General features: G+C 58.0%; 24 protein-coding genes and 1 other RNA gene. 16 read left to right on the top strand and 9 right to left on the bottom strand.

Annotated elements, in window-relative coordinates; translation table 11 throughout:
- Positions 1-158 precede the first annotated feature (158 nt).
- From V8J63_RS12635 to V8J63_RS12570, 14 genes are all read left to right on the top strand, one after another.
- A complete protein-coding gene (locus tag V8J63_RS12635; RefSeq protein ID WP_336464162.1) occupies positions 159-1,853 on the top strand; it encodes a lactate permease LctP family transporter in 1,695 nt (564 codons plus the stop codon).
- Positions 1,854-2,013: 160 nt separating this feature from the next.
- Positions 2,014-2,838 (top strand): (Fe-S)-binding protein, encoded by an 825-nt coding sequence (locus tag V8J63_RS12630; RefSeq protein ID WP_336464161.1) that lies wholly within the window; start codon positions 2,014-2,016, stop codon positions 2,836-2,838.
- On the top strand, positions 2,835-4,292 hold the full coding sequence (locus tag V8J63_RS12625) for a LutB/LldF family L-lactate oxidation iron-sulfur protein (protein WP_130901648.1): 1,458 nt from the start codon (positions 2,835-2,837) through the stop codon (positions 4,290-4,292). Before V8J63_RS12630 ends, V8J63_RS12625 begins: the two co-directional genes overlap by 4 nt.
- A complete protein-coding gene (locus V8J63_RS12620; protein ID WP_197890241.1) occupies positions 4,289-4,960 on the top strand; it encodes a LutC/YkgG family protein in 672 nt (223 codons plus the stop codon). Before V8J63_RS12625 ends, V8J63_RS12620 begins: the two co-directional genes overlap by 4 nt.
- Entirely contained in the window at positions 4,957-7,767 is a 2,811-nt protein-coding gene (locus V8J63_RS12615) for an FAD-binding and (Fe-S)-binding domain-containing protein (RefSeq protein WP_336464160.1), read from the top strand. The genes V8J63_RS12620 and V8J63_RS12615 overlap by 4 nt, the downstream gene beginning before the upstream one ends.
- A 111-nt stretch (positions 7,768-7,878) precedes the next feature.
- Complete coding sequence (locus tag V8J63_RS12610; protein ID WP_016771780.1) at positions 7,879-8,160, top strand: hypothetical protein; 282 nt, start codon at positions 7,879-7,881, stop codon at positions 8,158-8,160.
- Positions 8,161-8,366: 206 nt separating this feature from the next.
- Positions 8,367-8,642 (top strand): hypothetical protein, encoded by a 276-nt coding sequence (locus tag V8J63_RS12605; RefSeq protein WP_016771781.1) that lies wholly within the window; start codon positions 8,367-8,369, stop codon positions 8,640-8,642.
- Positions 8,643-8,737: 95 nt separating this feature from the next.
- Positions 8,738-9,126, top strand: a transfer-messenger RNA (tmRNA) gene (gene ssrA / locus V8J63_RS12600).
- Positions 9,127-9,574: 448 nt separating this feature from the next.
- Positions 9,575-10,000 carry a hypothetical protein gene (locus V8J63_RS12595; protein WP_336464159.1) on the top strand — a complete coding sequence of 142 codons (426 nt, stop codon included), beginning with the start codon at positions 9,575-9,577 and terminating at the stop codon, positions 9,998-10,000.
- A gap of 74 nt (positions 10,001-10,074) precedes the next feature.
- Positions 10,075-10,284, top strand: a complete 210-nt coding sequence (locus V8J63_RS12590; RefSeq protein WP_336464158.1) for a hypothetical protein — start codon at positions 10,075-10,077, stop codon at positions 10,282-10,284.
- 179 nt (positions 10,285-10,463) lie between these two features.
- The gene (locus V8J63_RS12585) at positions 10,464-10,667 is read left to right on the top strand and encodes a DUF4224 domain-containing protein (RefSeq protein ID WP_336464157.1); all 204 of its coding nucleotides are present in this window, start codon (positions 10,464-10,466) and stop codon (positions 10,665-10,667) included.
- A complete protein-coding gene (locus tag V8J63_RS12580) occupies positions 10,667-10,936 on the top strand; it encodes an excisionase (RefSeq protein WP_442963525.1) in 270 nt (89 codons plus the stop codon). The genes V8J63_RS12585 and V8J63_RS12580 overlap by 1 nt, the downstream gene beginning before the upstream one ends.
- On the top strand, positions 10,933-11,163 hold the full coding sequence (locus V8J63_RS12575) for a hypothetical protein (protein WP_336464156.1): 231 nt from the start codon (positions 10,933-10,935) through the stop codon (positions 11,161-11,163). The genes V8J63_RS12580 and V8J63_RS12575 overlap by 4 nt, the downstream gene beginning before the upstream one ends.
- 110 nt (positions 11,164-11,273) lie before the next feature.
- Positions 11,274-11,654, top strand: a complete 381-nt coding sequence (locus V8J63_RS12570) for a hypothetical protein (protein ID WP_336464155.1) — start codon at positions 11,274-11,276, stop codon at positions 11,652-11,654.
- Here the strand turns inward: V8J63_RS12570 and V8J63_RS12565 are convergent.
- Together V8J63_RS12565 and V8J63_RS12560 are read right to left on the bottom strand one after the other, a co-directional pair.
- Positions 11,636-12,142, bottom strand: coding sequence for a lysis system i-spanin subunit Rz (locus tag V8J63_RS12565; protein ID WP_336464154.1), 507 nt, complete (start codon positions 12,140-12,142; stop codon positions 11,636-11,638). The genes V8J63_RS12570 and V8J63_RS12565 overlap by 19 nt on opposite strands.
- Positions 12,142-12,564, bottom strand: coding sequence for a cell wall hydrolase (locus tag V8J63_RS12560; RefSeq protein WP_122707027.1), 423 nt, complete (start codon positions 12,562-12,564; stop codon positions 12,142-12,144). Before V8J63_RS12560 ends, V8J63_RS12565 begins: the two co-directional genes overlap by 1 nt.
- 161 nt (positions 12,565-12,725) lie before the next feature.
- Between V8J63_RS12560 and V8J63_RS12555 the strand changes: the two genes are divergently transcribed.
- On the top strand, positions 12,726-13,466 hold the full coding sequence (locus V8J63_RS12555; RefSeq protein WP_122707025.1) for an FkbM family methyltransferase: 741 nt from the start codon (positions 12,726-12,728) through the stop codon (positions 13,464-13,466).
- 66 nt (positions 13,467-13,532) lie between these two features.
- Here the strand turns inward: V8J63_RS12555 and V8J63_RS12550 are convergent, their stop codons facing one another.
- From V8J63_RS12550 to V8J63_RS12530, 5 genes are read right to left on the bottom strand one after another with little or no spacing between them, the layout of a single operon-like run.
- Entirely contained in the window at positions 13,533-13,931 is a 399-nt protein-coding gene (locus V8J63_RS12550; protein WP_336464153.1) for a tail fiber assembly protein, read from the bottom strand.
- Positions 13,928-15,178 (bottom strand): hypothetical protein, encoded by a 1,251-nt coding sequence (locus V8J63_RS12545; protein ID WP_336464152.1) that lies wholly within the window; start codon positions 15,176-15,178, stop codon positions 13,928-13,930. The genes V8J63_RS12550 and V8J63_RS12545 overlap by 4 nt, the downstream gene beginning before the upstream one ends.
- 24 nt (positions 15,179-15,202) lie before the next feature.
- A complete protein-coding gene (locus tag V8J63_RS12540; protein ID WP_122707021.1) occupies positions 15,203-15,865 on the bottom strand; it encodes a hypothetical protein in 663 nt (220 codons plus the stop codon).
- A complete protein-coding gene (locus tag V8J63_RS12535; protein ID WP_241089706.1) occupies positions 15,862-16,170 on the bottom strand; it encodes a hypothetical protein in 309 nt (102 codons plus the stop codon). The genes V8J63_RS12540 and V8J63_RS12535 overlap by 4 nt, the downstream gene beginning before the upstream one ends.
- A 51-nt stretch (positions 16,171-16,221) precedes the next feature.
- A complete protein-coding gene (locus tag V8J63_RS12530) occupies positions 16,222-19,848 on the bottom strand; it encodes a phage tail protein (protein WP_336464151.1) in 3,627 nt (1,208 codons plus the stop codon).
- A gap of 137 nt (positions 19,849-19,985) precedes the next feature.
- Here V8J63_RS12530 and V8J63_RS12525 point away from each other — a divergent pair, with 137 nt between their 5' ends.
- Positions 19,986-20,369, top strand: coding sequence for a hypothetical protein (locus V8J63_RS12525; RefSeq protein WP_336464150.1), 384 nt, complete (start codon positions 19,986-19,988; stop codon positions 20,367-20,369).
- Between the two features lie 18 nt (positions 20,370-20,387).
- On the opposite strand, the gene V8J63_RS12520 is transcribed toward V8J63_RS12525, so the two are convergent.
- On the bottom strand, positions 20,388-20,975 hold the full coding sequence (locus V8J63_RS12520; protein WP_336464149.1) for a tail assembly protein: 588 nt from the start codon (positions 20,973-20,975) through the stop codon (positions 20,388-20,390).
- Positions 20,972-21,754, bottom strand: a complete 783-nt coding sequence (locus V8J63_RS12515) for a C40 family peptidase (RefSeq protein WP_336464148.1) — start codon at positions 21,752-21,754, stop codon at positions 20,972-20,974. Before V8J63_RS12515 ends, V8J63_RS12520 begins: the two co-directional genes overlap by 4 nt.

The following is a 21,754-nucleotide window of genomic DNA, read 5'->3' as shown; positions in this document are numbered from 1 at the left end:
CGCTCTGCACCGCATCTTCGACGAAAGTTTCAGAGCGGCAAATTGACACACCGCCACCAAGGCTTTTACCCTAGCCAACAGCGCTTGTAAATTGGTCTTACCAATTATCCAAGATCGCTCACAGTGCCTGACCAACAACAATTAGGGGCCACCCCACTATGCAAACCTGGCAACAGCTCTACAGCCCGCTCGGCAGTCTTGGCGTCTCCGCTCTCGCGGCCGTCATTCCCATCGTGTTCTTCTTTCTCGCCCTGGCGGTGTTCCGCCTCAAAGGCCATGTGGCCGGCAGCATCACCCTCGCGCTTTCGATTGCCGTGGCGATTTTCGCCTTCCAGATGCCAGTGGACATGGCCTTCGCCGCCGCTGGTTACGGTTTCGCTTATGGCCTGTGGCCGATTGCCTGGATCATTGTCGCAGCGGTGTTCCTCTACAAACTGACGGTGAAAAGCGGTCAGTTCGAGGTCATCCGCAGCTCGGTCCTGTCAATCACCGATGACCAGCGCTTGCAGGTGTTGCTGATCGGTTTCTGCTTCGGCGCATTTCTGGAAGGTGCCGCCGGTTTCGGCGCGCCGGTCGCGATTACTGCCGCACTCCTTGTAGGACTGGGCTTCAACCCGCTGTACGCCGCCGGCTTGTGCCTGATTGCCAACACTGCGCCGGTAGCGTTCGGCGCGCTGGGGATTCCGATCATCGTGGCGGGCCAGGTCACTGGCATCGACGCCTTCAAGATCGGCGCCATGACCGGTCGCCAGTTGCCACTGCTGTCGCTGTTCGTGCCGTTCTGGCTGGTGTTCATGATGGACGGCCTGCGCGGTGTGCGCGAAACCTGGCCAGCCGCGCTGGTGGCGGGTTTGAGTTTCGCCATCACCCAATACTTCACTTCCAACTTCATCGGCCCGGAACTGCCGGACATCACCTCGGCACTGGCCAGCCTGATTTCCCTGACCCTGTTCCTCAAGGTCTGGCAACCACGTCGCGCCGCCGGCCAGCACATCGTTGGCGCCGTGTCCGCTTCGGTGGTCAGCGCCAGCGTCGGCGGTTTCGGCCAGAAGCGCACCACCGTGGCTTCGCCCTACAGCCTCGGGGAAATTTTCAAGGCGTGGTCGCCGTTCCTGATCCTCACTGTGCTGGTGACGATCTGGACGCTGAAGCCTTTCAAAGCGATGTTCGCTGCCGGCGGCTCGATGTACAGCTGGGTGTTCAACTTCGCGATTCCGCACCTTGATCAACTGGTGATCAAGACTGCGCCGATCGTGGCCAATCCGACTGCCATTCCAGCGGCGTTCAAACTTGACCCGATTTCCGCCACCGGAACGGCGATTTTCTTCTCCGCGCTGATTTCGATGCTGGTACTGAAGATCAATTTCAAAACTGGTCTGACCACTTTGAAAGAGACCTTCTACGAACTGCGCTGGCCAATCCTGTCGATCGGCATGGTGCTGGCGTTCGCCTTTGTCACCAACTACTCCGGCATGTCGTCGACCATGGCCCTGGTGCTGGCGGGTACTGGCGCCGCGTTCCCGTTCTTCTCGCCGTTCCTCGGTTGGCTGGGCGTGTTCCTCACCGGTTCAGATACGTCGTCGAACGCGCTGTTCAGTTCGTTGCAAGCGACCACCGCCCACCAGATCGGCGTCAATGACACCTTGCTGGTGGCGGCCAATACCAGTGGCGGCGTGACCGGCAAGATGATCTCGCCGCAATCGATCGCCGTGGCCTGCGCCGCGACCGGTCTGGTCGGCAAGGAATCGGATCTGTTCCGCTTCACCCTCAAGCACAGCCTATTCTTTGCAACGATTGTCGGTTTGATCACCCTGGCTCAGGCCTACTGGTTCACCGGCATGCTGGTGCACTAAACCTACAAGACGCCTACAAGAAAGACGGAAATAACCGACGCCGGCCCGTGATCCGGCGTCAGCAATTCACCACCGGGTCTGTAAGGCTGCTGAAAGCAATGCGCTTTATATTCGGCAGCCGCAGCAGACGGATAACCGGGCCCACCCGGAGACACGCCTGATGAGCGAGCTTTTTTACAACGCTGTGCCGAACGCGACCCGCGTGGCACCGCCACTGCCCGAACCTCGGCAATACCCCAGCGAGAAACCGTCGCGGGTCTACCTGTTCGGCACGTGTGTGGTCGACCTGTTCTACCCCGAAGCCGGGATGGACGCGATCCATCTGCTGGAGCGCGAAGGGATTCGGGTCGAGTATCCGCAAGGGCAGAGCTGCTGCGGCCAACCGGCCTACACCTCAGGCTACACCGAGCAGGCGCGGACGGTAGCGCGCTCGCAACTGGCGTTGTTTGCCGGCGATTATCCGGTGGTGGTGCCGTCGGGTTCCTGCGCCGGCATGCTGCGCGAGCATTACGCCGACTTGTTCAAGGACGAGCCGGAGACGTTGAAACAGGTGCAGGCGCTCGCAGCGCGCACCTATGAATTGGCCGAGTTTCTGCTGTTCGTCTGCAAGGTGCAGCTCAAGGACAGCGGCGAACCGGTGAAAGTCGCGCTGCACACCTCGTGTTCGGCACGCCGCGAAATGAACACGCACCTGCACGGCCGCGAGTTGTTGGCGCAGTTGAGCAACGTGGAGCGGGTTAATCACGACCACGAAAGCGAATGCTGTGGCTTCGGTGGGACATTCAGCGTCCGTATGCCAGACATTTCCGGCGCGATGGTGGCTGACAAGACCCGCGCGCTGAAGGAGTCCAGCGCGCACAAGGTACTGAGTGCCGACTGCGGCTGTTTGATGAACATCAACGGCGCTTTGGAGAAACAGCAGCAAGCGTTGCGCGGGCAACATCTGGCGAGCTTCCTCTGGCAGCGAACCGGAGGTGCGCAATGAGCACCTCGACGATTATTCCTACGGTCGCCGTAGAAGAAGATTTCCGCACCCGGGCACACAATGCCCTGGGTGATCAGCAGCTGCGGAACAACTTCCGCACTGCCATGGATTCACTGATGACCAAGCGGGCAGCGGCTTTCAGCGATGCCCACGAAAGAGAACACTTGCGCGCACTGGGCAATTCGATCAAGGCCCGCGCGCTGTCCAAGTTGCCCGACCTGCTCGATCAACTGGAACAGAACCTGACCCGCAACGGTGTGACAGTGCACTGGGCGGAAACGGTGGACGAGGCCAATGGCATCGTCCTGTCGATCATCCGCGCTCACGAGGCGCGGCAAGTGATCAAGGGCAAATCGATGGTCAGCGAAGAGATGGAGATGAACCATTTCCTCGAGGCTCGGGACATTGAATGTCTGGAGTCCGACATGGGGGAGTACATCGTCCAGCTCGACCACGAGAAGCCTTCACACATCATTATGCCGGCGATCCACAAGAATGCCGGTCAGGTCGCGTCCTTGTTCCACGACAAACTTGGCGTGGAATACACCAAGGACGTTGACCAACTCATTCAGATCGGTCGCAGCGTCCTGCGGCAGAAATTCTTCGAAGCCGACATCGGCGTCTCCGGCGTCAACTTCGCCGTCGCCGAAACCGGCACCCTGCTGCTGGTGGAAAACGAAGGCAACGGGCGCATGACCACCACCGTTCCCCCGGTGCACATCGCCGTCACCGGCATCGAAAAAGTCGTGGAAAACCTGCGCGACGTGGTGCCGCTGCTGTCACTGCTGACGCGCTCGGCGCTGGGCATTCCGATCACCACCTACGTCAACATGATCTCCGGCCCGCGCAAGGAACATGAACTCGACGGCCCGCAGGAAGTGCATCTGGTCCTGCTCGACAACGGTCGCAGCCAGGCCTTCGCCGACAGTGAATTGCGCCAGACCCTGAACTGCATCCGCTGCGGCGCCTGCATGAATCATTGCCCGGTTTACACGCGAGTGGGCGGCCACACTTATGGCGAGGTCTATCCGGGGCCGATCGGAAAAATCATCACCCCGCATATGGTCGGCCTGGCCAAGGTTCCGGACCACCCGAGCGCGTCCTCACTGTGCGGCGCCTGCGGTGAAGTCTGCCCGGTGAAGATACCGATCCCCGCCATCCTGCGCCGTCTGCGCGAGGAAAACGTCAAAGCCCCGGACGCACCGAATCAGGTGATGCGCGGCCAAGGCAGCAAGTATTCACGCAAGGAGCGGTTTATCTGGAACGCCTGGGCCAGACTCAACAGCTCGCCGACGCTGTACCGCTTGTTCGCTTTTTTCGCCACGCGCCTGCGCGCCCTTACGCCGAGCAATGTCGGTCCATGGACGCAAAACCACAGCGCGCCAAAACCCGCCGCGCGTTCGTTGCATGACATGGCCCGCGAGCATCTGGCCAAACAGGGAGAGCGTCGATGAGCGCCAAGCAAAATATCCTCGGCAAACTGCGGAAAAGTCTGACCGGCACCACGCCAATCGCCGACAACTTCGACGTCGATCTGGTCACCCAGCCTTACACCTACAGCGCCGAGCAACGCATCCCGCAACTGCGCAAACTGATGGAGGCGGTGCACACCGAAATCCATCTGACCTCGGGCGCCGAGTGGCCGGCATTACTGGCGCAACTGCTGCGTGACCGCCAATTGCCGAGCCTGCTGATCGCACCGACAACAACCCACGGGCAACGCATCGCACAGCACTGGGCGAACAATCCCGAGCTGCCAGCACTGAAGTCCTACGACCGGCCGATGGAAGAGTGGAAAGCCGAACTGTTCAACGACACCCCGGCCAGCCTCACCGGCACCCTCGGTGCCATCGCCGCGACCGGCAGCCTGATTATCTGGCCTACCCGTGAGGAACCGCGCTTGATGAGCCTGGTGCCGCCGGTGCATTTCGCCCTGCTCAAGGCCAGCGAAATCCGCGACAACTTCTATCAGGTGCAAGAGGAATTCGAATGGGCGCAAGGCATGCCGACCAACGCGCTGCTGGTCTCCGGCCCGTCGAAAACCGCCGATATTGAACAGGTGCTGGCGTATGGCGCGCATGGCCCGAAAGATCTGGTCGTGCTGATTCTGGAGGATCAATGAGTCTTCCTGCTGCTTTCCTGCGTGATGCCGAGCAATTGATTCCGCCAGAGCGGCGCTTCGACGATCCGCTGTCGACCCTGGCCTTTGGCACCGACGCCAGTTTCTATCGACTGATCCCGAAACTGGTGATCCGCGTCGAATCTGAAGACGAAGTGGTGGCGCTGCTGCAACTGGCCCAGCGCGACAAGGTGCCGGTCACCTTCCGCGCCGCCGGCACCAGCCTGTCCGGGCAGGCGATCAGCGACTCGGTGCTGATCGTGCTCGGGGATAACTGGAATGCCCGCGAGATTCGCGGCCAGGGCACGCAGATCCGCCTGCAACCGGGCGTGATCGGCGCGCAGGCCAACGCCTGGCTGGCACCGTTCGGACGCAAGATCGGGCCGGATCCGGCGTCGATCAATGCCTGCAAGATCGGCGGCATCGTCGCCAACAACGCTAGCGGCATGTGCTGCGGCACCGCGCAGAATACCTATCACACCCTGGCCGGGATTCGTCTGGTGCTGGCCGACGGCACGCGCCTCGACAGCGAAGACCCTGCCAGCGTCGCGGCATTTCGCTCCAGCCACGGCGACCTGCTCGAACGCTTGGCGACGTTAGGCCGCGAGACCCGCGCCAACGCCGTACTGGCCGCAAGAATCCGCCACAAATACCGTCTGAAAAATACCACCGGCCTGTCGCTCAACGCCCTGGTGGATTTCGACGAGCCTGTGGATATCCTGAGCCACCTGCTGGTCGGCTCCGAAGGCACGCTCGGCTTCATCAGCGCGGTGACTTACGACACCGTCATCGATCACCCGAACAAGGCCTCGGCGCTGATCGTGTTCCCCGATGTCGAAACCTGCTGCAACGCGGTGACCGTGCTGAAAAGCCAACCGGTATCCGCCGTGGAACTGCTCGACCGACGCAGTCTGCGCTCGGTGCAGGACAAAAAAGGCATGCCCGCTTTCGTACAGCTTCTGTCGGAAAATGCCTGCGCACTGCTCATCGAATCCCGCGCCGCTTCGTCGACATTGCTGCAGGAACAACTGGCGCAAATCATGGCGTCCCTGTGCGATTTCCCCGTCGAGAAGCAGGTCGACTTCACCGAAGACCCGGTGGAAAACGCCCGCCTCTGGGCCATCCGCAAAGACACCTTCCCCGCCGTCGGCGCCGTGCGCAAAACCGGCACCACAGTAATCATCGAAGACGTGACCTTCCCGGTCGAACAACTGGCCATCGGCGTCAATCGCCTGATCGAGCTGTTCGACAAACATGCCTACGACGAAGCGATCCTTTTCGGACACGCACTGGAAGGCAATCTGCACTTCGTCTTCACCCAAGGCTTCAACAGCCCGGAAGAAATCGCACGCTACCAAGCGTTCATGGACGACGTCGCGCAACTGGTCGCGGTGGAATTCGGCGGCTCGCTGAAAGCCGAACACGGCACCGGCCGCAACATGGCGCCGTTCGTGGAACTGGAATGGGGCAGCGACGCCTATCAACTGATGTGGCAGCTCAAACGCCTGCTCGACCCCAACGGCATTCTCAATCCGGACGTGGTGCTCAGCGAAGATCCGCAGATCCACCTCAAGCACCTGAAACCGCTGCCGGCGGCGGACGAGATTGTGGATAAATGCATCGAGTGCGGTTTCTGCGAACCGGTCTGCCCATCGAAGGGCCTGACCCTGAGCCCGCGCCAGCGCATCGTGATCTGGCGCGATATCCAGGCGAAAAAGCGCGCCGGCGTCGACACCACCGAACTGGAAAAAGCCTACGACTACCAAGGCATCGACACCTGCGCCGCGACCGGCCTGTGCGCGCAACGCTGCCCTGTAGGCATCAACACCGGCGAACTGGTGAAAAAGCTCCGTGGCCGACACGCCACGCATCAGAAAACCGCTGACTGGATCGAAGGAAATTTCGCCAAAACCCTGCAAGGCGCACGCTTCACCCTGCACGTCGCCAACGGCGCGCGGATGATGCTCGGCGCACCGCGTCTGGCGAAGTTGTCGGCAACGCTGACGCGCTTGTCCAAAGGCCAGGTACCGTTGTGGACCAACGCCATGCCCCAACCGGAAAAAGCCATTCGCTTCAGCCCGAGCGTGGCCGACGAGCGCCCGCGCGTGGTTTATCTGGCGGCGTGCGTCTCGCGGGTCATGGGCCCGGCGGCGGGCGACAAAGAACAGATGTCGCTGTACGACAAAACCCGTGGCCTGCTGGAAAAGGCCGGTTACCAGGTAGTCTTTCCAGACAACCAGGACAACCTCTGCTGCGGTCAGCCGTTCGCCTCCAAAGGCTACGCCGAGCAGGCCGAGCACAAACGCCAAGAGCTGATCAGCGCCCTGCTCCACGCCAGTCGCGGCGGCCTCGATCCGATCTATTGCGACACCAGCCCGTGTACGTTGCGACTGGTGCAGGACATCGGCGAAACGCGACTGGATCTGTACGATCCGGTGCGCTTCATCCGTACGCATCTGCTGGATCGTTTGGACTTCACACCCCAAGAAGCACCGATTGCCGTGCACGTCACCTGCAGCACTCAGCACTTGGGCGAGGGCCAGGCGCTGATCGATCTGGCGCGCAAATGCAGCACCACCGTGGTGATTCCCGAAGGCATACATTGCTGCGGATTTGCCGGCGACAAAGGCTTCACCACACCGGAGCTGAACAGCCATTCGCTGCGTACGCTCAAGGACGCCGTGCAGCACTGCAGCGAGGGCATTTCCACCAGCCGCACGTGCGAAATCGGCCTGACCCAGCACGGTGGCATCGACTACCACGGGCTGGTTTATCTGGTGGATCGGGTGACACAGGCCAAAGTCTGCTGAACAAAAATCAGAACCCTTGAGCGAGGCGGTAGTCCACTGCACATGCCCCGGACCATTCGGGGCCTGTTCAACGGTCAGCGAAGTCTGAACCCTCAGTTCAAGGAGATACACATGAACCGCTCTGTAATGTTAGGTCTGTTTGTCACTGCCTCGATGATGGCGTCCACTTCGTTCGCCGCTGAAAAACCTGCCGATTTGTGCGATGCCAATCTGCAGAGAATCGATAGCGCCAAGACTCAATACCAGACGTCACCGGATCTGAATGCCCGCGTCTCGGCCAGTGTCAGCAAAGCCCGCGCCCTGAAAGCACAAGGCAAGATTGACGACTGCCTCGCTGAAACCCAGCAAACCCTGCTGGACATTCAAAACGCTACCGGTGACACCAAAAAATGATTCATGCGCCGACCTTTTACAGGTCGGCTGCATCGGCACTTGGTCGACCGATCTGGCCATTTGACATTCGTTGCAAATAAAACCGAATTCCTGCGCAGCGAAGCGGTCAACCAGACAGGTCCTATACTGACCTCGCTTGTCTTGACCTCGGCATCGCGGCCAGACCGTCCGGCAGCACCGAGCCCCCATCGTTCAAGGAGATACCCATGAAGCATTCTGCAATTGCTGGATTGTTTATCACTGGTGCACTTCTGGCCTCGCCGGTGTTCGCGGCCGACAAAGACCTTTGTGCCGGGAATCTTCAAAGCATCAAAGACTTCGTCACCAGCCAGCCGTCCCTTCCTGAAAGCTCCATGAATAACATCAAGGAAGCACAGGAAAAAGCCACTGCGGCCCAGGCGTCCGGCAACGACAAGGAATGCATCGAGGTTACCAACGGCATCATCAGCAAGATGCAGATCCGTAACCCGACGCGTAACTGATGTCGCGCAGGCCAACCTTCGGGTTGGCCTGCCAAGCGTTTTGACGTACACTGTGCACGCTTGTTGCCCGAACAGATTCACCGGGCAATGAGTTCGGGGCCGTTTAGGATTCGACGCCGGTTGCGAAACTCTAGGTGCATGCCGACTTGGTAACAGAAGTCGTAAATCCACTGTTGCAACTACTTATAGTTGCCAATGACGACCAATACGGTGTTGCTCTCGCTGCTTAATTGCAGCTGACAATGCTCCTGGTACCTTCGGGTCCAGCAATCATCAGGGGATGTCTGTAAACCCGAAATGATTGTCATATAGAACAGAATCGCCGTGCAGTACGTTGTGGACGAAGCGGCTAAAACTTACACAACTCGCCCAAAGCACCCTGCCCGTCGGGTCGCTGAGGGTTAACTTAATAGACACGGCTACGCATGTAGTACCGACAGCGGAGTACTGGCGGACGGGGGTTCAAATCCCCCCGGCTCCACCAAATAAGCGATACAAATCAGACACTTAGCGATCATCGCAAGTGTCTTTTTTGTGCCTGAATGGGTGGTTTTGGCTCGGTAATGCCAGCTTTATGACAGCTTTTGCACGTCATATACCCGAATTTACCTGTTCAAATGAACAGTATTAGATCTATTCTCTAGCGTGCCATCACTAGGCTATGATTGCGTTACGCCACAGCGCTACGAGAGTAGAACATGAACGCTTGGCTCCCGGCGCACTCTAACGCGTAGTTGCTTTATCGGGACTCATCTCATACGAGCTGAGGTTATGGACCCAAAAGGGCCAAAAAACATGCAGAAGAAACCAAACGTGCCAAGGAATGATTCCGAGGAACGGGTCTTCAATTTCGATCTCGAAATTCTGAAGAAGGCCCTAGGAAGTGGTGTGGTGAATTTTCCAGCCGGCCTAACCGGTGAAGAGCGAAGAGAATGGATACGCAACCGAAGGAAAAACAGCCAGCCCACATCGTGAACATGAGCGATCATTTCGAGATTACCTATCTCGACATGGCTGCGAATGAGCTGTTCCCGGTTGATAATTTCATCACGCACGTTGAGGAAAACGGCCTGATACTGCTAGAAGGTCGCTTGAAGAAGTCGGACGACATCCCTACCGATGACGGGGAATGGTTAAAAAAAGTTCTATTCGTTCGCGAACACAATCTCTGGCACTATCATATTGGCTATCCTTCCTATGACCCAGGAAAGCCGTTCGGAGACAGAACCTCTGAATATGTTCTTCATCTTCAGAGGCATCCTTGCGGGACGAAAACTACAATCGTCCATTGGGCTAAGCACCCTCCCTTCAAACTCCCCTCTTTGGAATGTTTCACAGTGACGCAACGCGACGAGTGACTGCTGGCTTCTCTCTACCAAACAAGTCTCGACGCTTCCGACTGCTACGCTGTCCTCATCAAGGAGGACATCACATGCCAAATTCAGACTTGCTCCCTTCTCTGCTCTACAAAATCAACGAGAACCAGCTCGCCCTCGAAGCAGCCATCATGGAGCTGACAAACTGGGTTGAGCAGCGAGGCTCGGCCGAAGTCGCTGAGAACGTGCGTGGCGCACTTTGGGCCATCGACAGGAATGAGGAGTTCATCAAGATGACTTTGGCGGTAATGATGGCGCCGGATTGACAAATCCTCACATCAACGCCGCGATAAGTCATTCGGTGCGCGCGTAAGCGAACTCTTTGACGTATGCCTGGCACGCTTGCAGCGCAATCAGTCCATCGTCGCCGGTGTCGGTGAGGGCGGTAATTCTTCATGCACGAGTTGCAGCGAATGCAACAAAGGATGAAGCACTGCGTGAGCCTATGACTATGTTTCTAACGAAAGACGAAATGGCCGAATTTACAGGCTATGAGCGACCGGCCGCTCAGTCACGCTGGTTGCATGGCAACTCGATCCCTTTCATTCGCGGCGGGGACGGGCATCCAAAGGTGTTGCGCCAAGTTGTCATCAGCCGTCTCGGTGGGCAGTGCGAGCCCAAGAGAAACCCCGAGCTCCGATTGAAATAATGTTTGATCTCAACTTTATCGTCGGGTGCATTATGAGCAAACTGACTCTCACTGAATGGGCTAGAGATCACTTCAGAACGCCTCCCAGCTCAAACACGCTGAGAAAGTGGGCACGCGAAGGGCGAATCTCTCCTGCCCCGATCAAGCATGGACGCAATTACTATGTGGAGCCAAATGCTCACTACCGTGAACCGGCGCGGCTTGATAGGACGACTGGAAGCAGTCTGGTTGATCGAGTAGAGGCGGCTCGAAGAGGGCAAGGATTATGAAAATTCTTTCTCAGGTCACCGTAAGACTGCCCAGGCTTATGGAGGCCAGCGAGTATCGAAAGCTGCGCTACGCGGGCAATAAACCTAGCCTTCAGCAGCTGAAAAAATGGATTGAAGAGGGCGAGGTCGTAGGGGAAATTACGGGAGGCATGTACTTCGTGGATATACAGGCGGCAGTCCTAGGGTCGAATGATCCCTTACTCGCGCAGATGCTTAAGCTTGATTGAAGCAAATCCAATCTTTTAATCGCATAAATCTGCTGCTCGTCGCTGCACGCTCGCCGATGCTGTCCGGCTCGATTACTGTACATCCAAACAGTATTCAGTAAGGCATTCCCGTGGATCACCTCATAGAAGACACCGACGATTGGCTCGGCACCCCGACCCCGCTCGAAACCTGCCGACATCAGCTCAGGATGTACGAGAACGAATTCGAAGCGCTCACTCTCCAGCTCGTGCGTGCGCTGGAAAATGTTCAGGGTTTGGTCCGTGACAACGATGCGCTCACGCTCGAGAGGAATTCCCTCAGGGCTGAGTTGAACGCTGCCAAGACTGCCGCCGCTGAGGCTGACCGGCGAGCGAACGACATCACAATCAAAACCAACTGGGAGCGGATGGCGAAGGACAGGCACATCTCACACTTGGCCACAGAGATTAAGACCCTGCAAGGCGAGAATCCCTTCGCCCCGTCCTTCCCTCATCAGCGGGACATTTCCTGAACATACGCCTGACACGCCTGAAGCGCGATCAGTCCTCGGTCTCCTTTATCGGTGATGGCGATAATTCGTTGAGCATGCGCTGGGTCAAGTCGGGCTCGTACGGCTGCATGATCCACGCCGCCGGCGCTGGAGGTGGTTGGCACGTCGCAGCCTTTGGCAACATCGGCTGCGTCGAGGAGGACTGACAGCCGCACATCAGCAGTAGCAAGGCGATCGCGCAGGCGATCTTGGTCACGTTGGGCATCAGTCATTTTCCTGAAGTGGGTTTGCTCGCTGGCCGACAAACGCTGCTCGAGCGCCTGCCGCTTGTCCTGCTCCGCCTGCTGCGCGGCCGCGGCGGCCTGGGTCAGTTGATTGAGGGTTTCGGCATGCAGCTTTGCCTGTTCGGCGAGCTGCTTTTCGTAACGCCAATCCTGAAACTGCCAGGCGCTGCCGAAGCCGACGAGCACAATCGCCAGCACACCGACCGCTTTCCACGGAACGACCATCACGGCACATCCTTGAAGAAGACGTGACCGCCCAGCTTGAGGGTCTGTTTCGCCTTCACCGTCCATGCAGGCGCTTTGATGCTTGCGGCGTAGTAATGCGTGGCGCCGCCGGTGGGATCCGGAACCTTGCCGTCGATCACCTGGTCAGCAGCGATCCGGCACTGCGCCAGCTCGCGGAACGGGATCTGCTTCACGCCGATCAGGAACTGATAGTTCGGGTCGGTCTTGTTCCAGCAGCTGAACTGCCATGGCTTTTGGCATACGCCAGCGTAGCCTTCACCCCACCACGACTTCTCCTTTCCATCGAACACGCGGTTGCGGATCGTCCAGGCGACGGCAATCTGCCCCGCCGTGCCTTCGCCGCGCGCCTCACCCCAAAGTGTGCGGGCGAGGATGTCGCGGTCTTTTTCGGTAACAGGCATCACTTTTCTCCAGACGAAAAAAAGCCCGCGGCTTGGCGAGCATAGAAAAAGATCTGCAGCAGCTGCTGCGTTGTGATAGACATTCTTTTCACCAGCAAGAATTAGACGTACAGTGGCACTCTGAGGTTTATTCTGTTAAATAAAATAGGATTGAGTCGCTCATGGAACTAAAGCACTTATCAGAAGCAGTGATGCATCGATGGAAAACCAAAGAAGTTCATGACACTGATTTTTATGGTTTCACAATAGGCTCAAGACGCATCAACACAATACTCGACATAGGTGCAAATCTTGGTCAAAGCATCATATCTTTCCGTATCCTTTTTCCAGACGCGACAATTCACTCGTATGAAGCAAACCCCATACTCATAGGGGAATTAAATAGCCTAGCGAGCGAAGTACCCGGAAACATACAAATAAACGCCTACGGCTTAGCCGATACAGGCGGTAGCTTTTATCTAAACATACCATATTCAAATGATGAGGCCTTCATAGAAGAGGCCTCTATCACTGACTCATATTACGAACTGCCTTGGGTCAAGCAAAAATTCTTGGAGCGAGGCGGACTTACAAGACTTGAAAAAGTCAAATGCGACTTGAGGGTTGGTGACGATTTAAAATTATCTCCTGACTTGATCAAGGTTGACGTCGAAGGCGCCGAGTCATTGGTTCTTCGCGGACTGAGAAGAACAATTGAGCGCTCTAAGCCAGTGATAATGGTAGAAAACTCAGACTGGCACAATGTATCTACAATTATGAAGTCCTTAGGATATGTTGCGCGTCGCTATGACCACGCTGAGAATAAGTTATTACCAATGAATGGACCCACCACAAACACGTTTTACATTCACGAAGGCCGCAGCCTGGGTGAATCCATAAAGAAATTATTTTTCCTTAAATAACCAAAAACTGTATTGGGCATTCCAACCAGAATCCCCAATATCCCTTTTGTGAAATTGCAGTGCCGCTCAATATGGATCTGAGTTTGGCTTGGCTTCCGCTGGGGAGACAGGCCACGCAATCGTGAGTGGATATCCCATCTGCGCTTCGACCTTACTGAGATCGACTCGGTATTTCTTCCAGAGCTTCAGGCTAGCCAAGACTTCTGCATCAGCCTCATCAATATCGACAGCATCCTGCAAAGGCTTGATGTTGTAATCTGCGATTGCGCGCAGCCGCGAAATTTCAAGCGAAGCCTCAATAAGTTTCTGAGCTTTCAACTCTTCCTCGCTGAACCTTGGCTCCGGCGCATTACCTGCAGCCAGCCATAGCTGGTAGGCCTGCCATTCCGTATTTTCCGGGTCCGCTGGAATCCAGAACCCGGTGTCAGTGGTAACACTTTCGCCTTCTGATTGCTTGTAATTCATAGCTCGGCAGACGCCTCCCAGTGGCAAAGAAATGTTTCACCAGCATTACGAGCACAGTGCGCCCAGATGTACGCCGTGCTTGCCTGTACAGTGCGAAATGTATCTCCCGTGAATCCATTGGTCTGAACTCCGCCATCGGAATTACCTACAGTAAAAGCATTTACGATCCCCTGCTGATCCCAATATCGCAGAGTTGGGGTTGTTCTCTTCTCAACCGAGAACTTGGTTCGCCCCATTGCCCGAGTCCCTGATCCTGAGCAAGAAAGGGTCATACCGTTGGAAATGTTTGGGGGGGCAAATCCAGAAATTGTTCCGGGCTTGATGTCCGTCGGATAGGACTTCTCGTAATAGCGCTGACAGAGAATCAACTCTTCCCCATAACTCCGGTCCTCGTACCCCGTTGGCAAACTGCCCAGCTCAAGCTTCGGATAGAACAGCGTTCCGCCGATGAACCTGATCGTGCAGTTTGATCCGGCGGTCAGTGTTACCTGAGCGCCGCTTGCGACCACTACGGTGTTGACTGTTGCTGTAGCAGTCCCTTCCCAGGACAAGGTGTAAATCCCCCCGCTAATGAAGCTCCCTTCTATTACCTGTTCCAGCCCACCTGATGGCGGATTTACAGTTCGACCATTCTTGTTGACTTGGGAGGAAAGGCTCTGTCCAGAGGTGACAATGCGCCAGCGGTCGAACGTGTATTGACCAGCCGCCGTGGTTGCCTCGGCGGCGTAAATACGCTGATTGACGTTGAAGAGCGGGTTCATGATTAGGTTGCGGCGTGGCCCAACCTGAAGCTTGGCCCTAGCGCCAGCGACGGTATTCGACTCAGTGCCGCCTTTGCTGATGGGTTGCACGTCATCAATCTGAAGCGACGCGCGCGCGCTTGCAAGATCAGTAGCTCCGGTACCGCCCTTGGTAAGCGGAAGAATTTCGTAATTGCCGGTAGTCCCGAGTGCCGCAAGTTTATCGCCGTAGTCATTGAGGATTGCGCGGACCTGATCGGACAGATCCTTCTGGTATCCCTGCACCGGCATGATGGCGTAAAAGCCGCCGGTCGCTGTCGGGCCTTCGTAGTTCGGAGAGATCGACAGCGCGGTATTGCTGGCAATGTTGGTCACCTCGTACCAGCGACCGTCCGGGCCGCGAAAACCATCACCGACCCGGCTGTTGGCAATGAACGCGGTGCCTGTGCCGATCACCGCATTGGAATTTTGGGTGACAGAGACCGTTCCCGTCTTGTACCAGGGCATTGTGTATCTCCAAAAATGAAAGGGTCAGGCCAGCAACTTGGCGCAGAGGAATGGGCGATGGCCCTGATCAGTCCAAGCGGTGAACGCGAGGCTGTACATCATGATGCGGTTGTTTGCGTAATCGACCCCAAGAGCGCAGCCGCCGCCGGAGCCGTCGTTGTGGCAGTTCATCGTGAACGGGTTGAGCGATACGAATTCCCCTGCACCAAGGCTCTTGCTGATCCCCCACAGGTATCTGCGCCCAACGCTCAACTGCTCGGTACCGAGGTAGGTCCAGTTGCCCGCGGCGAACGTCACGACCACAGCCGGCGCTCCGCTGTCGTAAACAAGCGTTCCGGCGCCGTCCCACAGCCGCATCCCATACGCTGCGGTACCCATGGAAGACCAAGCCGCAACGAAATATTGACCGCTCAGCGTTTCGTTGACCCTGGACGCGTTCATGGAGAACCCGGTCCAGTTACCCGGTCCGCCGGTGAACCAAACGGAAATCGGAACCTGAATCGCTCCTCCCTGATCAGGTCGAATGAAGACCATGGGCGGGTCCACGCTGGTGACTGCCCTAGCAAATACGCCGGACGCGCTTGCCACCCCTGAATAGGTGCCTCTGGTGAGGACGCACAGCCTTGGGGCCTCCGAGTCGATCTGGACAAACGAATTGTCGTTGATGCTCTGAAAGCCGTAGCTCATGTCGAATACCTGATTGCGTAGGCTTTGGCCACGATCCTTGATTGAATCGTGGCCGCGCCGGCGGACGGGTTTTTAGGCAGAACAACAACCTGCCCTGCCGACGTGGTCACATAGGGGTAGGACTTCTGGTTTCCAGAGCCGTCTGCTTCTGACGATTGCACGTCCTGCGCCCTCGTCGGGATGATCATGAACACGCAGCTGGCTGGATTGAAGCCGGGGATATTCAGCGTGTAGCTGGGTACCGTCCCGCTGAAGTCAATCACGCCCTGCCATATCACTTGGTAGGTGAAGCTGTTGGTGTCCATAGCGAGCTGACCGCTCTCGTTAAAGACACGCAGTCCAAATAGCGCCATTGATTACCCCAGATAGCCGAGACGAACACGCAACACGTTGTTGGCGTCGTAGACCGAGACGTTCAGTGAGTTGATCACCAGACGCCCCTGCCCAGGAACGATGCCGTTTATTTCAAGCGTGCCGTCTTTGTTCAGGATCCAGCCTTGCTGGCCGGCGATGTAGTTGGAAGAGCTGATGTAATTGCCGATCTTCGCGTTGGTGATCGAGCCATCCATGATGAACGCCGAGTTCATGAAAACCTGCCCGCCCTGCACTGCAAACGGAACAGCGATCGCGCCACCCGCGATGGTGTTTACGATGGCGAACCGGTCAGCGCTGACCAGGAACTGGCTTTGCAATCCAGCTGGCCCGTTTTCAATACCAAGCCCGATACCGGCAGCGATGTACTGGCCCGTGCCGGAGTTGTATTGCATCTTCACCGACCAACTGGCCGATATCTTCCCGTTCACGTCGTTGACTATCGACGTATTTTGCTCGATTGCTGTTTGCTGACTGCCGACGGTCGTGCTCAGCTGAGTGATCTGCTGTACAGAGGCCTGCTGGTTGGTGACCACCACTTCCTCAAGCTCGGTGATGTTCGCCGCGTTCTCTCCGATTTTGGCGTCGAAGGTCGTTAGGCGCCCGGCCATTGCTTCGTTCTCGGAGGCGCGAACCTTCGATTCGGAAGCGATCGCGGCGGTGCTTGTGTGGCTTTTGATCGCGTCCGCGAGATCGCCAGCGCCGTCATCGTCTCGATAGGAGGCGCGAAGGGCTTCGAACGCTGTGGCCTGGGCAGTAACAACGCCATCGATCTCGATGATCTCGGCGGTGTTTGTCGCCACCTGCTGAGCAAGGCCATTGGCCGTTTCCACCGTCTGACCAACGTCGAGCCAGTAGAGCGGGTTCGGCGGCGGCATGTTGAGCGGTACCGGGCCGGTGGCCTGGTAGATCCGCTTGCCCTGCACCACCAGGTCGTACTCTTCAAAGGTGGCGTCCGGGTCATAGCCTTTCAGCCCATCGAGCGCGTCGATCTGGTCCTGCAGCCCTGGGATCAGATCTATTTTGTCGACGATGTCCTGCCCGAGCTCGGTCTCTCCGATCTGCCCTTTGATCAATTCAAGGATAGGCCCGGCGTTGGAGCTGGCCTGCCCCATCACGCCAATCCCTTCTGGGTACCACGGACCGACGTTGCCGGTACGATCCACCAGCCGCGCCCAGAAGAAGAACGTGGCGCCCGCCAGCAGGCTTTGCATGCTGTAGTCGCTCTGCGGGTAGGCCAAATCAGCAAGCTTCGTCGCAGCCTCTCGAGACGGCGAGGGGCCATACCAGATCTCGGTGCGCTGTGTGTCTTCTGCGCCAGCGGGGAAACCCCACTTGAGTTCAATCCCAAAGAGCAGAGATGTCGCAGTCAGGTGTGTGACCGCCGGCGGCAAGCCGGTTTTGCCCAGCAGGTCCGTCAGCACCGAGTTGGTCGGCACCGACGAGACATTCATGGCGCTGACCGCGCGAACCCGCGCCAGATACTGCCCTGAATAGATCCCGCGAACATCGACCATCAGCTCACCGGTACGCGTAACCTTGATCCACTCTCGAGCGCCCCACCGCCATTCAACGTCGTAAGCCACTGCGCCTGGCGCGGCATCCCAAGCGATGCTCATGCTGGTAACGGCGATGCCCTGCTCGACCACTACGTTCTGGCTGATCAGCACCCGCGCCGGCGCCGCTTGCGTACCGATAGGAATGCCACTGATTGGACGGGTATCAACGACAGCTCCGTTGTCGATGAATCCGAACTTGCTCGGTTCATGCTGGATGACCTCGAGCTGGTACTGATGCCACTCAGGGCGCGTAACGTTGCGGACGTAGAACTGCATGACCTTCAGGTCGTCGAAGTCGATCACCCAGCCGCACTCCGGCTCTGGCAGTTCGCTGTAACTCGCGGCCACGGTGACAGCACGACCGTTGACCGAACTGATTACCCGCGCTTCGGACTTGCCGCTGGGCAGGTTGACGTAGAGCCTGGCGCCCGTCGGGATCGTCAGATCGCGATCGAGGGTGATAACGCGTCCGGCCGCAGAAGATACCCGCCCACCATTCGCCCGCCCCGCCAGCATCGGATCGCCAACGGAAATGATTTGGCCGGGTTTGGGGATGCCGCCATCAAGACCAACCCGGAACGTCGCGCCGCGAGTCTGCAGCTGCTCGGTCACCAGCGCCCACTGGCCCGCGCGTTGCGCCTGGCCAAGAGACGTGCACCCAAACGCGTCCACGCTGAGTTCGCGAACTGAGCCGAGCTCACTCATCGCTTCATTATCGAATACCGGCTCCTTGTCGGTTTCGAAGCCCTGCGCCGGGTTGTCCCAGGACACCATCGCGGTGGTGTGGCGATCGCGCCAGCGGGTGCCGTCGTATTTGATGGCGCCGTTGTTGAGGATCTGCGACGGGCTGTAGCTGAAAACGGGGTCGCCCGGCATATCCGCATTGACGACGATCTGGCTGCCGTCCCAGTAGGCCATGCCGTGGAAGATCGAAGCCAAGTCTTGCAGCACTGCGTAGGCTTCGGCCTGCTTTTGAAAATACAGGTTGCAGGTGAAACGCGGCTCCTGTCCGCCCTTCCCGTCCGGCACCATCTGGTCGCAGTACTGCGCGATTCGATACAGCGACCAGCGATCAACCATCGTGGCGTCGATGCGCTCGCCGAGCCCGTAATACGGATGCAGCACCAGGTCGTAGAAAACCCAGGCCGGGTTGTTGGTGTAGGCCTCTTTGAAGGTCCCGTCCCAGATACCGCCGCTGGTACCGGTGCCGCCGGTGGCATAGGTACGCGTGACCGGGTCATAGTTAGAAGGCACGCGCACGATGCGGCCGCGCATCAGCACGGCGATCTTCGCGATATCGCCGCCGAACTGCTGGGCGTCGTACTCAATACAGCCGACGGACGTGAGCGGGTATTCCTGATCACTGTCGACCAGTTCGGCGACGGCCTCGATGAACATGCTGTCCTGCACCAGCGAACTGTTGGCCTCCGGCGTCAGGCGGCGGGCGCGGAGTGTCCAGCCGCTGCCCGCGGGCAGCTCGATCCGGTGGGAGCGCTCGTATTTGGTGACGTTCTTGCGATCGACGAACGAGGTCAGCACCGTCACATACGGACCATTGTCGGTTGAAACATCGATGGCGTAGTCGATCCGCACACCGTTGATGTTGCCGCTGGCGTCCTGAGATTGAAGCGTCGGCCAGCTCACGCGCACGCGCGCGGCGTCGATCATGTAATTGTTGATGCTGTACAGCCAGGGCGTCGAAGTGCGTAGCTCTTGGCCGACGGCTATTTCATTGCTGGACTCGGTGACACCGGACAGGCGCTCCTGGTGAAGCTCGCCGGAGCGGAACTGCCATTTCACACCGGGATAATTGATCGTGCCGTCTTGTGCCTGAATGGGCGTGCCGTCCAGCCGCACAGAGCGCAGGCCGTCGACCGGCCCAACAATCGGGCCCCAGCTCCAGATGTACACCAGCCGGGCGGTGGCCAGCGACGGAACGCTGTTGGACGCAATGCTTGGCTGATTTGGCTTGGACTGCCCGCCTTTGCTGCCAGTGACAGAGCGTCGCTTTCTCGGCGCCGTGCGCGAAGACTTCTTTGCTGCTGCGCTCATGCGCCCTCCATAATGCAAAAACCCGCCGAAGCGGGTTGAGTGGTACTTGATGCTTGAATTAAGTGAAGTCCGAATCAGCTTTTGATTCAGCGGCCCCTTTGATATACAGGCAGACCAAGAACAGGAGCGTCGCCACCATGACGGTAGAATTTTTTATCCACCCCACTGATAAAGACGGGGAGCCACTGGCCGGCAGTGATGTTTGGGTGGTGCAAGAACTGGACTACGTACACTGCATTTGCACAAATCCAGAAACAGCAAAAGTAATGTTGGCCGGAATAAAACAGGCACATTCTGTAAAGGAAGGTTTGCGCAAGGAAAGAGAAAAAGAGGTTGTTTACTCCAAGAATAATGAGACCGTAACAACGAGATCATCACTTGCCGAGAAAGTCGTAAAGCCCTGGAAAGGGGTAGTCAAATCCACTACGCCAATATCAAAACCCGCACAGACACCCGAAAGCCCGGCTGATGCGATGGCTAATTCGACTTCGACACAATCTTCCAAGCCAACACCGCCCTGAACAAAACTGAATGACAGTTCAAAGAATGTCCTGGGTGTAAATGCCCCCGGACTCAACGGCGCCGCCGATCTCACGCTCGCCGTACAACAGAGGATAAGGATTCCCCTGGGCGATCGTGGTCACTGCTGAGCCGAAGCCATAGCTTGGATTGTTGCCGTCTTCGTTCTTGTCGGCGGTGTTGGCTTTGGTGGTCGGGGACAGCATCTGCACCACGCCGCCCAAGCCAACCGCAGCACCGGTGGCGAGCAGCCCCATGCCAAGTGCCGAAGTGGTGCCGCCAGTGAACAGGCCGGCCACGATCAGCGCCACACCCAAGATCGTCTGGAACACTCCGGCCGACTTGCTGCCCTGAATGATCGGCATGATGCGGATCACTTTGGCGCCAGCACCGCGCAAGTCGAGCTCCTCTTCGCCAATGTTTCGTTCGTCGAGGAACACGGCAAACACCAGCCCTCGCTCCTCGGCGGTGCGCAGAAACGTCTCGAAGCCAGGCTTCATCTGGCAAAGCGCGCTCATCGCGTCCCGGAACCCAAAGAGGTCCAGCCGGTACTCGCGGCCGAAGCGCTTGCCTAGAACGCCGCCGAGCTTGATGGTCGTCATGGTCATGGTCGGTAGTCTCTGTGTCGCAGGATCAGTTTTACGCGGTTGGCCATGGACCACCCGTAAACCTCTCGGCTGGAGAGCCGGCCAGGCATGTGGTGATAAATGAATGGGCCTGACCCGCCGAGCGCCGGCGCTTGCTCGCTGGCAAAGTGCGGGTTGTCACCGAGATAGATGGCGGCATGGTTTGGGTGGAAACACGGTCGCCCGATCGTCGGCACCTGGAGCACCAGCATGTCGCCGCGCCGCGCCTCTTCAACTTCGTAAAAGCCTGCGGCCTTGAAGTTGTCCTCGTACAGGCTCGGCCCGTTCTCGTCTTCCCACCAAAGGTCGTGGCGTTCGAAATTCGGAAGCTGCAATCCGCCCTCGCGCGCATACCAATCGCGACAGGCGCCCCAGCAGTCCAGAAGGCCGTGGGAGAAATCGCGGCCCAGCAGCGGCGCTTCGAAGCCTGACGGCTTGAACCATTCGAACTCACCGCCTGGCCAGCCGACGATGCCCCACGGCAGTTCGTGCAGCTCACAGCTGACCCGGTCGGCCATGCTCGGCGCGGGCGCTTTGTCCGGGTGGCTATGGATGATCGCCAGCACTTCGCCCAAGTCCTCGGCGGCGGCTTGGTCCCGCTCGTCGATCTGAAAGTTCTCGCGCTCCGACTTCGCGCGATTCGTGCACGGCACGTACTGGCGACCGGTCGAGGTTTTCACCAGCAGCCCGCAAGCCTCGCCCGGGTAAGCGCGCTCCGCATGGGCGCGGATTTCGTCCTGCAGCTTTTGATTGATGCGCAT

Origin of the sequence: Pseudomonas sp. CCNWLW23, from assembly GCF_037095675.1 — a bacterium.
GTDB lineage: Bacteria > Pseudomonadota > Gammaproteobacteria > Pseudomonadales > Pseudomonadaceae > Aquipseudomonas > Aquipseudomonas atacamensis.
Note: the sequence above shows the minus strand (reverse complement) of the source record. Positions and strands in the feature narration are given on the sequence as shown.

What these genes read in the sequence shown, in the direction of transcription:
- V8J63_RS12615 (WP_336464160.1), top strand. Translation starts at nt 4,957, where the DNA reads ATGAGTCTTCCTGCTGCTTTCCTGCGTGATGCCGAGCAATTGATTCCG.
- V8J63_RS12555 (WP_122707025.1), top strand. Translation starts at nt 12,726, where the DNA reads ATGGAACTAAAGCACTTATCAGAAGCAGTGATGCATCGATGGAAAACC.
- V8J63_RS12525 (WP_336464150.1), top strand. Translation starts at nt 19,986, where the DNA reads ATGACGGTAGAATTTTTTATCCACCCCACTGATAAAGACGGGGAGCCA.
- V8J63_RS12620 (WP_197890241.1), top strand. Translation starts at nt 4,289, where the DNA reads ATGAGCGCCAAGCAAAATATCCTCGGCAAACTGCGGAAAAGTCTGACC.
- V8J63_RS12625 (WP_130901648.1), top strand. Translation starts at nt 2,835, where the DNA reads ATGAGCACCTCGACGATTATTCCTACGGTCGCCGTAGAAGAAGATTTC.
- V8J63_RS12635 (WP_336464162.1), top strand. Translation starts at nt 159, where the DNA reads ATGCAAACCTGGCAACAGCTCTACAGCCCGCTCGGCAGTCTTGGCGTC.
- V8J63_RS12595 (WP_336464159.1), top strand. Translation starts at nt 9,575, where the DNA reads ATGGATACGCAACCGAAGGAAAAACAGCCAGCCCACATCGTGAACATG.
- V8J63_RS12540 (WP_122707021.1), bottom strand. Translation starts at nt 15,865, where the DNA reads ATGAGCTACGGCTTTCAGAGCATCAACGACAATTCGTTTGTCCAGATC.
- V8J63_RS12590 (WP_336464158.1), top strand. Translation starts at nt 10,075, where the DNA reads ATGCCAAATTCAGACTTGCTCCCTTCTCTGCTCTACAAAATCAACGAG.
- V8J63_RS12515 (WP_336464148.1), bottom strand. Translation starts at nt 21,754, where the DNA reads ATGCGCATCAATCAAAAGCTGCAGGACGAAATCCGCGCCCATGCGGAG.
- V8J63_RS12530 (WP_336464151.1), bottom strand. Translation starts at nt 19,848, where the DNA reads ATGAGCGCAGCAGCAAAGAAGTCTTCGCGCACGGCGCCGAGAAAGCGA.
- V8J63_RS12520 (WP_336464149.1), bottom strand. Translation starts at nt 20,975, where the DNA reads ATGACCATGACGACCATCAAGCTCGGCGGCGTTCTAGGCAAGCGCTTC.
- V8J63_RS12560 (WP_122707027.1), bottom strand. Translation starts at nt 12,564, where the DNA reads ATGCCTGTTACCGAAAAAGACCGCGACATCCTCGCCCGCACACTTTGG.
- V8J63_RS12610 (WP_016771780.1), top strand. Translation starts at nt 7,879, where the DNA reads ATGAACCGCTCTGTAATGTTAGGTCTGTTTGTCACTGCCTCGATGATG.
- V8J63_RS12580 (WP_442963525.1), top strand. Translation starts at nt 10,667, where the DNA reads ATGTTTGATCTCAACTTTATCGTCGGGTGCATTATGAGCAAACTGACT.
- V8J63_RS12605 (WP_016771781.1), top strand. Translation starts at nt 8,367, where the DNA reads ATGAAGCATTCTGCAATTGCTGGATTGTTTATCACTGGTGCACTTCTG.
- V8J63_RS12575 (WP_336464156.1), top strand. Translation starts at nt 10,933, where the DNA reads ATGAAAATTCTTTCTCAGGTCACCGTAAGACTGCCCAGGCTTATGGAG.
- V8J63_RS12565 (WP_336464154.1), bottom strand. Translation starts at nt 12,142, where the DNA reads ATGGTCGTTCCGTGGAAAGCGGTCGGTGTGCTGGCGATTGTGCTCGTC.
- V8J63_RS12585 (WP_336464157.1), top strand. Translation starts at nt 10,464, where the DNA reads ATGACTATGTTTCTAACGAAAGACGAAATGGCCGAATTTACAGGCTAT.
- V8J63_RS12630 (WP_336464161.1), top strand. Translation starts at nt 2,014, where the DNA reads ATGAGCGAGCTTTTTTACAACGCTGTGCCGAACGCGACCCGCGTGGCA.
- V8J63_RS12550 (WP_336464153.1), bottom strand. Translation starts at nt 13,931, where the DNA reads ATGAATTACAAGCAATCAGAAGGCGAAAGTGTTACCACTGACACCGGG.
- V8J63_RS12545 (WP_336464152.1), bottom strand. Translation starts at nt 15,178, where the DNA reads ATGCCCTGGTACAAGACGGGAACGGTCTCTGTCACCCAAAATTCCAAT.
- V8J63_RS12535 (WP_241089706.1), bottom strand. Translation starts at nt 16,170, where the DNA reads ATGGACACCAACAGCTTCACCTACCAAGTGATATGGCAGGGCGTGATT.